The organism is Candidatus Hydrogenedentota bacterium, from assembly GCA_013359265.1.
GTDB lineage: Bacteria > Hydrogenedentota > Hydrogenedentia > Hydrogenedentales > SLHB01 > JABWCD01.
Genome location: JABWCD010000001.1, coordinates 26,665 through 39,190, shown reverse-complemented (window position 1 = coordinate 39,190; position 12,526 = coordinate 26,665). Strand labels below are relative to the sequence as shown.

The 12,526-nt window shown below is 60.2% G+C and carries 8 protein-coding genes; 6 read left to right on the top strand and 2 right to left on the bottom strand.

Going from position 1 to position 12,526, the window contains the following annotated elements; all coding sequences use genetic code 11:
• Window positions 1-6: 6 nt before the first annotated feature.
• A complete protein-coding gene (locus tag HUU46_00155) occupies window positions 7-2,346 on the bottom strand; it encodes a carboxypeptidase regulatory-like domain-containing protein (GenBank protein NUM52031.1) in 2,340 nt (779 codons plus the stop codon).
• Between the two features lie 312 nt (window positions 2,347-2,658).
• On the opposite strand from HUU46_00155, the gene HUU46_00150 reads away from it, so the two are divergent.
• The 3 genes from HUU46_00150 to acs all read left to right on the top strand — a co-directional run bounded on the left by HUU46_00150 (window position 2,659) and on the right by acs (window position 6,960).
• Window positions 2,659-3,333: a response regulator transcription factor gene (locus HUU46_00150; protein NUM52030.1), complete on the top strand. Its 675-nt coding sequence runs from the start codon at window positions 2,659-2,661 to the stop codon at window positions 3,331-3,333.
• Window positions 3,311-4,726, top strand: coding sequence for a HAMP domain-containing histidine kinase (locus HUU46_00145; GenBank protein ID NUM52029.1), 1,416 nt, complete (start codon window positions 3,311-3,313; stop codon window positions 4,724-4,726). The genes HUU46_00150 and HUU46_00145 overlap by 23 nt, the downstream gene beginning before the upstream one ends.
• Window positions 4,727-4,998: 272 nt before the next feature.
• Window positions 4,999-6,960 (top strand): acetate--CoA ligase, encoded by a 1,962-nt coding sequence (gene acs, locus HUU46_00140; GenBank protein ID NUM52028.1) that lies wholly within the window; start codon window positions 4,999-5,001, stop codon window positions 6,958-6,960.
• A 236-nt stretch (window positions 6,961-7,196) separates the two neighbouring features.
• Here the strand turns inward: acs and HUU46_00135 are convergent, their stop codons facing one another.
• Complete coding sequence (locus HUU46_00135) at window positions 7,197-8,777, bottom strand: NAD(P)/FAD-dependent oxidoreductase (GenBank protein NUM52027.1); 1,581 nt, start codon at window positions 8,775-8,777, stop codon at window positions 7,197-7,199.
• A gap of 920 nt (window positions 8,778-9,697) precedes the next feature.
• Here HUU46_00135 and HUU46_00130 point away from each other — a divergent pair.
• The 3 genes from HUU46_00130 to HUU46_00120 are packed head-to-tail and all read left to right on the top strand — an operon-like array spanning window position 9,698 to window position 12,478.
• Window positions 9,698-10,588: an SAM-dependent chlorinase/fluorinase gene (locus HUU46_00130; protein ID NUM52026.1), complete on the top strand. Its 891-nt coding sequence runs from the start codon at window positions 9,698-9,700 to the stop codon at window positions 10,586-10,588.
• A complete protein-coding gene (locus HUU46_00125; protein ID NUM52025.1) occupies window positions 10,588-11,259 on the top strand; it encodes an endonuclease III domain-containing protein in 672 nt (223 codons plus the stop codon). The genes HUU46_00130 and HUU46_00125 overlap by 1 nt, the downstream gene beginning before the upstream one ends.
• Window positions 11,260-11,269: 10 nt before the next feature.
• On the top strand, window positions 11,270-12,478 hold the full coding sequence (locus HUU46_00120; GenBank protein NUM52024.1) for a VCBS repeat-containing protein: 1,209 nt from the start codon (window positions 11,270-11,272) through the stop codon (window positions 12,476-12,478).
• The last annotated feature ends 48 nt before the right edge of the window (window positions 12,479-12,526 follow it).

The following is a 12,526-nucleotide window of genomic DNA, read 5'->3' as shown; positions in this document are numbered from 1 at the left end:
CGCCAACTAGTAAGCGTAATCGAGATCGTCGGTTATCGAGTTGTGGCAGGCACTGCAGCTATTGGCCAACTGCCGGTTCGTCGTCACGCTGTTGTACAACGCCTGGCTTTCCGCCGGCGTAACGACATCGAACACGTGCGACGCAACATCGCCGCGAATACGACCACCCGCTGGTTGTCCTTGCGAGTTCACCGTCTCGTGAATCCACCGCGATTGGCTTGCCGCCGTCTTAGGCATGTGGCACGAACTGCACTTGCCCGGCCCGCCGTCTGCCGTCTCGCTGGCAAATCCCGAAAGATTTTGCGGGTCGTACCCCGAGGCCATCCCGGCGAATTCGATCATATGGTCGGAAACTGCATCGGCTTCCTGACCAATCGTGTAACCCGGCTGTAAACCGAAGTCGTACAGCGAATGACAACTCAGGCACAACTGATTATTGTCGTCCCGCGCGGAAAGACTTGGGCCAATGTCGCGGTTGTGAAGTTCGTGGCACTCGCTGCACCCGACAAGCAGGTACTGGTTCTTGTAATGCTTGGATTTCTGCATGTCCACGAACTGCTGGTGGTGCTGCCTCGAATGCCCTACATCGTCAGCGAATATGCCGGGATTGTCTGTGTGATACGTACCAACAAACTCCTCGTACCCGATTCCTGGTCTCGGGAACGATATCGTGTCAGTACCCGCGGCCGGATACTCGGGATGGTCCGTCGTCCCCGTGAAGGTTGCCTTGCCGGCGCCCCGCGTATGGCAACGCCCGCACAGCATGGCGTCACGCTCCGCTGATAAGTAGCGCGACAATACGACCCGCGGCGGCAGGCCCGCCTGGACGTGTTCCGACCCGGGGCCGTGACACCCTTCGCACCCGATCACCATTTCGTCCTTGTGACCGTCGCCATCGAAGTCGATAATTCCGGCCGAACTGCTCGCGTTTAGCGCGTCCGCGTGATAGAGACCGTTCACGTCGCGCACAAGCGTATTGCCCGTGAAATGGCACCCCGCGCAATTCAAGTCGAAGGACTTGTTCTTCGCAGGCGCGCGCGCCGGTCCGCCGTCCACGGTGGGCGGTCCCCAATTCGTGTAGTTGTACGGATGGAATGGCTCCGCTCCCGCCTGCAACTTCTCGTCGTATTGCACGGGAAGGATGTAGTAGGACGAATCCCCGCCCGCCGGGTCCGCGTCGTACGTGCTGTCCGCCTTCGCGCGTGTAACCCACCGCTCCTTGTAAATGCCCATCCCGCCCCACGTAAATTCAACATAGTACTTCGCTGACATGATCGTGTCGGCGGTATTCGACATCTGCATGAAGTACTTTCCGCCGGCACTCTCATAACCGAGCCAGATGTTGTAGCGGTCGGCGGCGTTGGTCGCGGTGAACAGCGGGAAGTCCGTGGAATTGATCCGTAGCCCGTACTCGTCCCCGGCCCCTGTGTTGTCGCGGCTGTTGCCGTCTTTGAAGTAGGCGTGCGCGGCATTCGCGTTCGGCAAATCGCTCAGGTCCTGAATCGAGCTCGTCTGGTCCGGCACGCGGTACACGAGGGCGTGGAGCGTTTTCTTGTACCCGCTCACATCGGTCGCCGCAGTGCCGTCGTGGCAGAACAGACAGGTTCCCGATCCGACATATGTCGCCGCCGCTGACGGTTGTTGGGAGAGCACGATGTTGACGCTCAGTTTTGCGTCCAATTCGACATCGAACGATTCGCGCGAGCGGTCGCCGCCGGGCAAAATGGTCTCCTGGTCGGCAACCGCCGGCGCCGCATGAACGAAGTACGAACTCGGGGCTACACCGTCAATAGTGTATTCCCCGTTAACGTCGGTGACGGCCGTGTACGGGCTGGCAGCCGCAAGCGTTTCAAGCGGCGTTTTGCCGCCCGAGCTCGCCAGCGCCATTGCGTCGACAAGGGCCACCGTTGCCCCGGCGAGTGGAGCGTCCGACGGCGAATCGTGTTTCATGACCATTCCCGAAACACTCGCCGTTGTGACGGGTGGTAAGTCCATCTGCACTTCGACTTCCACCGTTTGCCCTGCCGTAACGGATACCCCGGAAACCTCCTGTGGCAAGTACCCCGTTGCGGTCACCATGACCTGATAAACGCCAATCGGAAGCTCTTCGAACCTAAACTTCCCTTTCGACCCCGTCGACTCCTGCGACGTCTCCGGGGCGGTGACGACCGACGCCCCGTTGATCGGATCGCCTGTATCGCTGTCTATCACGACGCCTTTAATCGTCCCTTTCACAATTTGCTGGACGGGAGGCGGCGTGTTCGTGTCGGTGGGACACCCGGAAAGCAGCAGCGCAAGGCAGACCGGTATTGCGACGGTTACCCAAAGAATCCCCCTGGTACTCATACTCCTCCTTCTGATGTACTTGTTTCCGGAAAGGTGGCGTGGGCGAAGTTGGACCGAGCGGCGACCCCGCGATCCCGGAAGTCTTCCGAAAACGCGGTTAATGTCTCCCCCAAACCCCTCTCCTGAGGTGCGCCCGCTCCCCCGAGCGGGCCCCAGTACGGTCAGAACCAATATGGCAGGTACCTCATTGCGGCCATATTGCACGAAGATTACAGTTGGGCAATCTTGGCGGCCTGCAGCCGGTTGCCGCTTTCGTCGTTTGCCACCACGATTCCGGCATGCAATGATTGGACTTGGGGGAGGCAAAAGGCAGTGAATATTCTGCTTGTCGAGGACGACACGAGGCTCGCATCGTTCGTGTCAAAGGGGCTGGTCGAGGCGGGGTATGCCGTCACCCACGCCACGAACGGCGAAGATGGTTTTCACGAACTGACGAACGGGGACTTCGATCTCGCAATCGCCGACGTGATGCTGCCCAAGTTGGACGGGCTGAGCATGATCGAACAGGCCCGGGCGCAAGGCGTAAAAACACCCATCCTTATCCTGAGCGCACGACGGAGCGTCGACGAGCGAATCCGCGGACTGCAAGCCGGCGGTGACGATTACCTCGTCAAGCCATTCGATTTCGGCGAACTGCTCGCGCGCATACAGGCAATTCTCCGCCGTGGCATGGACATGCAACCTACGCAGCTTGCCGTGGGCCCATTGCGAATGGACTTGGTTCGCCGGCGCGTCGAGCGCGACGGGACCGAGATCGTGTTGCACGCGCGCGAATTCGCATTGCTCGAATACCTCATGCGCAACGCGGGCAAAGTCGTCTCCAAGACGTCCATTCTCCACCACGTCTGGGGCTATGACTTCGACCCGTCGACAAACGTCGTCGAAACGCGCATCTGCCGCCTCAGAGAAAAGCTCGACACTGCCGGCGCAAAATCGTGCGTCCGGACCATTCGAGGATTCGGGTATGTTCTCGAAGCGGGGGAATGATCGGAAATCCACTCTCGCGCTCCGTTTGGCGGCCGGTGCGGCGTTTATCACCGGAAGCTGCTTCCTTGCGTCATTCGCCATCGTCTACGTGAGCCTGTCGTCGACGATCCACCAACGCCTGGACGATCGGCTCCGCCACGAAGCGGCTGAACTCGAATCGCTCATCGCGCTGCAGGGCCATGAGAATGTACAGAGCGCCGTATCCGGGATGGCAAACGCCGAGGGGACCGGGCTGGTCTTTTACCGCATCGCCAACCGAACGGGAGAGCACCTGGCGGAATCCGACACCGCCATGTGGGAAGGCCTTGCCTTCGACCCCGCACGTGCAACGGGCCCTTTAGACGCTCCCTACTTCGAAACAACCACGTTGCCGCGCGACGGCGCGCCTGTGCGCGTGATGTATTTCCAAATGGCATCCGGCATGGTGTTGCAGGCGGCGCTTCGGCAGCAGCATGAGTTGCAGCCGCTCTATGATCTCCGCCGCGTCTTCCTGGTGGTCGTAACCGTTGGATTGGTCGCGTCATGCGCCATGGGCTGGATCGCCGCAAAACGCGTATTGCGGCCGCTCGATCTGATGACACGCACCGCGCAAAACATCGCAAGCGGCAATTTCGATGACCGGGTCTCGTTGGCTTCGGACGACGCCGAACTCGACCGGTTGGCGAGCGCATTCAACGCAATGCTGGACAGGATTCAATCGTTCGTTCGGGAACTGCGCGAAATGAACGACAGCATCGCGCACGATCTGAGGTCCGCCCTCACCCGCATCCAACTGGCGGCCGGGCGTCTGCTCGCGACGCGTCCGCTCTCCGAGGAACAGGAGTCACTCGCCGTCGCCGTAACCGAGAATGCCACGGAACTGCTCGGCTTGCTCGATACGATTATGGACCTGTCCGAATTGAACACCGGCATCGTGACGTTGCCGGAATCTCGTGTCGACGTTGATGAACTGCTGCGCGAATTGGTCGAGCTTTTCGAGATGGCCGCGGACGAAAAACGCGTCGACCTGTCGCTCGTGTCCGGGCCGGACGCAGTCGTGCGTGGCGATCCGAATCGGTTGCGGCGTGCGTTCGCGAACCTCATAGACAACGCTGTGAAATATACGGAAGGCGGCGGCCGAATCGAACTGCGAACTCGCTGCGATCCCGCTGCCGTTGTCGTTGAAATTCAGGACACGGGAACCGGCATCGCCGAGGACGAACTCGCCCACGTATTCACGCGGTTCTACCGCGCGGACAAAAGTCGAGGCGGGACGGGCCACGGCCTTGGGCTAAGTTTGACCGACGCGATAGTACGGCTGCACGGCGGAACTGTTCGGGTCGAGAGTGTGAAGGGCCAAGGTTCGACCTTTACCGTGACCTTGCCTCAGCCGCAGGTCACCGAGAGCGTATAACGCGAGGTCGTCGTAGGGACGTGACCGACGATCTGGCGACCTTCGCCCAGTACCCTTCGTACGCGACGCATGGCGAAGCGCAGGCTCTCCTCCGTGGCGGGCCGCGGTTGCCGTCGCGCCCGGACCTATTCGTGGTGTACACATTGACTTGGCCCAATAAACATGGAACAATCCCATGTCCCTCGCTGGGCGGAGGCAACTCATTTTGGTCAGATTCCGGGCAGTCGAGTTGTGCGTGGCGCGGGCACAACGCAGGGAAAGGGTGGTTCATCGTGAGCACGCAAATTGAACACGTCTTGCACGAGGCGCGACGTTTCGAGCCGAGCGAAGAATTCTCGAAGCTCGCGCGGGTCAAGTCTCGCGAAGAATACGACGTGATGTACCGCGAGTCGATCGAGAAGCCGGACGTGTTCTGGGCCAAAGCAGCCGAAGAATTGCATTGGTTCAAAAAGTGGGACCGCGTGCTGAACGACGATCGTCCCCCGTTTTACAAATGGTTCGAAGGCGGCGAAACCAACGTCTCGTACAACTGCCTCGACCGGCACCTCGCCACGTGGCGCAAGAACAAAGCGGCGATCATCTGGGAAGGCGAACCGTACGGCCAGCGCAGCATCCTGACCTACCGCGAATTGCACCGGCAGGTCTCGAAATTCGCGAACGTGTTGAAAGCGCTGGGTGTGACGAAGGGCGACCGTGTGGCTATCTATATGCCCATGATCCCCGAACTCGCCATCGCCATGCTCGCCTGCGCGCGGATCGGCGCGCCGCACTCGATTATCTTCGGCGGATTCTCCTCCGCGTCATTGGTCGATCGAATCAACGACGCAGGCGCGACCATGGTCATCACCGCGGACGGAGGCTATCGCCGCGGCGCAGTGGTCGAACTGAAGAAGGCCGTGGACGAGGCGCTTGCGAAATGCCCCTCGGTTCGGCGCGTGGTCGTAGCGCAGCGCACGCACACACCCGTGCAAATGGTTCATGGCCGCGACATCTGGTGGCACGAAGCGATGGAAAACGCGAGCGACGTGTGCCCCGCCGAACCGCTCGATGCCGAACACCCCCTCTACATCCTCTACACGTCCGGATCGACTGGCAAACCAAAAGGAATCCTGCACACGACCGGTGGGTACTTGGTCGGAACGTACCTGACCTCCAAGTATGTGTTCGATCTCCGTGAAGAAGACACGTACTGGTGCACCGCCGATATCGGCTGGGTGACAGGACACAGCTACATCATCTACGGCATCCTTGCGAACGGCGCGACGAGCGTCATGTACGAAGGCGCCCCGAATTTTCCGACGCCCGACCGGTTCTGGCAGATCATCGAGCGGTACCACGTCAATGTGTTTTACACCGCGCCAACGGCGATCCGCGCATTCTCGCGATGGGGTGACGGTTGGCCCGCGCGCAACGATCTCGGCAGCTTGCGCCTGCTCGGCACGGTCGGCGAACCGATCAATCCGGAAGCGTGGATGTGGTACCACACGCATATCGGACGCGGCAGATGCCCAATCGTCGATACGTGGTGGCAAACCGAAACAGGCATGATCATGATTACAACCATGCCGGGCGCAATGTCCACCAAGCCCGGGTCCGCGGGCCTGCCTGTTTTCGGCGTCAAACCCGCGATTGTCGACGAAGACGGAAAAGAAGTGGACCATTCGCACAGCGGACTCCTCGTCGTGCAGAAGCCGTGGCCCGCTATGCTCCGCACGCTCTACGGCGATGACGAGCGCTACCAGGAAGTCTATTGGTCGAAGTACAAGAAGCAAAACTGGTACTTCACCGGCGATGGCGCGTATCAGGACAAAAACGGCTACTACATGATCATCGGGCGCATTGATGACGTGATCAACGTCTCCGGCCACCGATTGGGCACCATGGAAATCGAGTCCGCGCTTGTGTCGCATTCCATGGTCGCGGAAGCCGCTGTGGTCGGTTACCCCCACGAAGTGAAAGGACAGGGCATCTGCGCCTTCGTATCCGTACCCGTCGGCACGGCCCCGCAAGAGAAAGACAAAGACACGCTCCGCGAACACGTCGCCAAGGAAATCGGCGCGATCGCCAAACCGGACATCATCCGATTCACCGACGCGCTCCCCAAGACGCGCTCCGGAAAAATCATGCGCCGCCTCCTGCGTGACATCGCCGCCGGCCGCGACACCACCGGCGACACCACGACGCTCGAAGACTTTACGGTACTCGCAAAACTGCGGGAGGATCAGGAAGGCTAGTGGCTCCCGTCAATCGATTTTGTTGACGTTTGTCGCGCCCGGTCTCCGCGCCGGGCGTTACGCGGGATTGGCACCGCCTTTTGCGCAGGCCTTGCGGAGCTAAACACGGTGCCTGATCCTTCGGGCAAATAGGCAGCCCGGTCTCCGCGCCGGGAGGTATTCCACGTGACTGGGACCGCCAAATTCAAACGACGCAAACCACTGGCAACCTGACGGCGGCGCTGCCCTACCGGCGCTCAAGCGAGTGCGGCTATTGACGCTGCTCTGTCCTTGATCACCAGCCCCGCGCACACGTAACCCGACGTCAGCGCGCCGCCGAACCCCGCGCCGGGAAACGTCCACGCGCCCGCCAGGTACAGCCCCGGCACGCACGTGCGCTGTTCCGGGCGGAACACCGTGTGGTTCTGCGCATCGCACGAATGGCCGTACACCGCCCCGTTCGGATTCAGCGAATACTCGTACATCGTCTTCGGCGTCCCAACCTCAATCACCTCGATGCGGTCACGCACATCGGGGATGTACGATGCAATTTGATCGATCAGGTATTCGGTGACCGCAGCCTTCTTGGCGTCGTATTCGTCCTTCGGCAAGCCGATCCAGAATTCCCCGTTCGCGAGAATCGCCGCCTCCAATACAGACTTGCCCGGCGGGCACGCGTCGCGGTTGACCGCGCCGTGGTTCGCAAGGAGACAGCTCAGTCCGCGAAACTCGCCCGCCTGCACGCGCTTCCATTCCGCGTCCTGATCGACGGTACGGTTGAGGAATATCTCATGTTCCCGCAAGCCCATCTCTGCCGCGTCGCCGCTGATCGCGACATACGCCTGGATGATCGACGTGCTCACGGGCAGCGCGCCAATCTGCGTGCGCACGCTGTTTGGCACGTGCTGCGGATCGAGCAGATGGCCAAACGTAGCGATGGTCGATGCATTCGAAATGACCGTGTCGGCAAAGTATTCTTCGCCACTCGCCGTGCGGACGCCCGCGGCGCGTCCGTCGCGCACAATGATCTTGTCGACCATCGTACGCAACTTCACCGCACCCCCGCGCTCTTCGATGACTTCGCACAGCGCATTGCTCAACGCTTGCCCGCCGCCGCGAATATAGTGTACGCCGGTGTGCATGCTGCGCCACATCAGCGCAAAGTAGATTGCGGACACCTCCCCGGGAGGCAGCCCAAGGTAACTCCAAAGCTGCGCCAGCAGCGCGCGCAACAACGGGTCTCGTACCATGTCGTCAAACACGTCTTTAAGCGTACCCGACATATACCGCATCGCATGCGGCGCGGCGTCGAACGGATTAATCGAAGGGTCCTTGCCCGCTTTCCGCAGCAGCGGCAATTCCGTCGGAATTGCGAACATGATCTCGAAGAACCTGTCGATGCCGTCCGATTCCGCCGGAAAATGGCGCTTCAACAGCGCGCGATACGCATCCGCGTCCGCGGGAATGCAAATGTCCAAGCCATGCTCCGGATACACCGCGCGGTAGACAATCTCGTTGTCGACCACTTCGATCCGGTCAATGATGCCGACGTCCCTGAACCACTCGTACATCTCTTGTCCGGCTTTCAATCGCCCAGTCTGATGGAGTGCAACATCGAACAGGTAGAGGGCGCCCTGCTTCTTACGCGGGAAATGGTGCGCGTAACCGCCCGCAACGTAGTGCTGCTCGATGACCAGGCAGCGCAGCCCTTCCTTGGCCAGCTTGGCCGCCGCCATTAGCGCGCCAAGCCCGGAACCAATTGTAATGACGTCCCAATGCCGGTCGAGCGGTTGCTTCTTCGGCCGCCACAAGAGCCAGCCGGGCTTTGTCAACGACATGATGCACCTCGTTCACGCCTCTCCAGGCGAAAACTCTACTATGCGCCGACACGAGCACGCATGACAATTCGACCGCGTCGACGCACTTTACTGCAACTCAAGTTTGAGCACACCTTCTATTTCGTGCTCCTGCTCCAATGCGGGCAGTGGAAATTACTTGACTCAAGCAATAAAACGCAAAAACTACCACAACACGCCACCGGGCAGACGTCCCCAAAGCGTAGGTCCTGTACAGTGAGCACGTTTCATGCTTTCGTCCAGACCCATTGCCAACACCATCACCGCGACAACCAATGCCACGGCAGACCCTGCAAAGGGACTGACCGCGCGGCCAACGAGCTTCTTGCATCCGCGCGACGTGGCGGGTTCGAGGGTGAAAAGCCTCGCCCTGGATTGTTTGCGCCCCGTCCGAAATCTATGTCCCCGTTTGGGAATCCTGTCCATTCGCAATTCCCAAGAATCGTCGATAGGCAACCAAACGCCGGATTTAGGCATTCATTACACGTGCGTCAATGCGTGCGCCGCGGAATCGCCACGCAATCGGGGGAGGCGCGGTCGAATACAATCCGAAGCGGTTGCCGCAGCTTCAGACACGGATTCCAGTATCCGGGGTATAATGGGAAGGGGGAGGAAGAATCTCGTAGCCGCCTGTGGCTATACCGGGCGACTTACAGACCCCCGCGACCGTTGATTTCGCCGCTCGTGCGGGCGGTGTCGACTTTAGCGGCCGGTGGGTGGATGGCAGTGCGATAAACCTTCTGCATACCAGGCTTAGGTTATGCCGTCCGCCCCGGCCGCTAAACTTTTTCGATGATGCCGCCCTGCCAGCCCAAACGCCCTGTCGCGCGACATGCAGTTGCCATTTATGCGCGGCCATACTATCCTCGTGCGCCTGAAAATCCCTCGTCGGAGAATCCACTATGCGAACGCTTGTTGGCGCGGCGCTCATCGCGTTGGTCCTCACCCAGCCCGCCGTTGTAGTCCAAGGAGAGGAACAGTTCCGTCCAAACGGGCTTGTTGTCCTCATGACGGACTATGGCACCGATTCAATTTACATGGGTATCATCAAGGGCGCGATCTATTCGAAGTTCATGGGGGCCAGGATCGACAGCATCACCAACGATGTGCCACCGTTCGACATCGTTGCCGGCGCCTACCTCCTGGTCGAGGCCGCGGGCGAGTATCCGAAGGGCACGGTATTCGTCACCATCGTCGATCCCGGCGTGGGAACGGAGCGCAAGTCAATCGTCGTAGAATCGAAAAACGGCTACTGTTTTGTCGGACCTGACAATGGGCTGATGACGCTCGCTGCGGAAAAGTTTGGCATCAAGCAGGTCCGAGAACTTACAAACAAGCAGTTGTGGCGCGCGGAAACCACGTCAACGGTATTTCACGGGCGCGACATATACGGGCCGGTTGGCGCTTCCTTGGCGAGCGGGGTTCCAGTCGAAGAAGCGGGTCCCGCGTTGCAGACCATCACAAAACTGGACCTCAAACGAAGTGCAGTGGCAAACGGGGCCGCCAGCGGGACCGTGATGCGCACCGACCCCTACGGCAACATCGTCTCGAATATCACGTCGGCTGACCTTCAGTCGCTCGGTATTGCGCTCGGCGATTCGGTCAACGTTTCGCTTGGCGCGTCTCAGTGGACGGCGCCATTCAAGCGCACCTACGCCGAGGTGCCCGAAGGCGAACGATTGGTCGTCGTGCAGAGTTCCGGTTTCGTCGAGTTCGCAATCAACAAGGGTAGCCTGGCCGACGCAATCAAAGAAGGCTTCGGCGCCAAGGTCACCGTCAGCAAGGCCAAGTAATGCCCCGCGGTGTTCGGCGTGCGCTGGAAGAAATGTACGAACGGCTCACGGCCCACTTCGGGCCGACGCATTGGTGGCCGGGGGACACGCCTTTCGAGATTGCCGTCGGCGCCATCCTCACGCAGAACACCGCGTGGACCAACGTCGAAAAAGCGATCGCCAACCTCAAGCGCGCGCGCAAGCTGTCGCCAAAGGCGATACTCGATTGCGACGACGCCCTCTTGCACGATCTGTTGCGCCCGTCCGGCTACTTTCGTGTGAAGTCGTCGCGGCTTCGCAGCTTCTGCCGGCACCTCGTCATGCACTACGGCGGAAGCATGTCTCGGATGGCGCGGCGGCCATTGGAAGAATTGCGCCGCGAACTCCTCGGTATTGCGGGCATCGGCCCGGAAACCGCCGACGATATTCTGCTCTATGCCTGTGACAAACCCGTGTTCGTCGTGGATGCATACACGTGCCGGATACTCAGCCGCCACGGACTCGTTTCAAGTAGTATCGGCTATGAGGACCTGCGCGCCCGGTTCGAACGCAATCTGGATTCCGATCTCCACATGTTCAAGGAATATCACGGCGTGATTGTCTACGCAGGGAAGGATTTCTGCCGGCGCACGCCCAAGTGCGAGTCGTGTCCGCTCGCCCCGATGCTCAAGCGTGGTCAACCGCTTCTATAGGGGATTTCCCATGCCTCGTTACTTAAATTCAATCGGTCTGCTGGCGCTGGCGATAGTGTCGCTTACCGCAAGAGCCGTCCAACCCGGCGCGTTCGCGAAGCACGTCGTCGACAACGAGTTCATGGGCGGTTACCAGGTCAGCGTCGCGGACATCGATTCCGACGGCAAGCCCGACATCATCGCGCTCTCAACCACGCCTTCGCAGTTGGTCTGGTACAAGAACCCAACGTGGGAACGCCATACCATTACCACGAAGACCGAGCGGAATATCGATGTCGCTCCGCACGACATCGACGGAGACGGCGACCCGGACCTTGCGCTCGCCTACGAGTTCAATCTTGAGGACTCGCAAAGTGGCGGAAAGGTGGCGTGGTTGGAATGCCCTGATAGTCCGGCACAAATTGCTGAGTGGAAGATACACGCCATTCGACAAATACCAACCTCGCACCGTGTTCGCTGGCTAAGACTGGAGCAAGACAAATACGCGCTCTTGGACCTTCCGATCGTCGGTGTCGGCGCGACGCCGCCCGACTTCGTCGGCCCCGTATCGTTCTCCGCGTTTGTCGTCGAAGGCAGTCCGGCCGCCGTAAGTCCCTGGAGGTCGATCGTGATTAACGATCGAACTCTCGAGTTGGCGCACGGCATGTGTGTTGTGCAGTGGGACAGCGATTTTGTGCACGAAGTGCTCACCGCGAGCGCGGCGGGAGTTCATCTATTCGATTTTGGCTCCAATATCAATCTCCCGCCAAAACCGGTTCGCGTCGCCAAAGGGCACGAGGGTACTGCGCCAGGCAAGGGTTCGAGCGAAGTCGCCCTTGGCGTCGTTTCGTCCCAAGAGATGCGCTTTGTCGCGACGATCGAGCCCTGGCACGGCAACGAAGTCGTAGTTTACGAAATCGGCACGCCGGCGACGATGGGGGAGGAGCGCGTGGTTATCGACAGCGCGTTGAAGGACGGTCACGCGCTGGGATGCCTTGACGTTGACGGCGATGGGAACGACGAAATTGTTGCGGGTGGGCGCGGCGGCGAAATGGCGCTGCGCATCTATCAGTTTGCTGCGGAAAGCGCCGAATGGGAGATATGCGTGCTCGATAAGGGGGGCATGGGCGCGGCGGGATTGGTCATTGCCGATATTAACCAGGATGGTAGGCAGGACATCGTTGCGATTGGGACGGCGACGCACAATGTGGCTTGGTACGAGAATATGTTGCAGTGGTGACGGCGGGCGGGGAGGCTGGCGAAGCAATAGGTCGAAGGAGACCGTCGA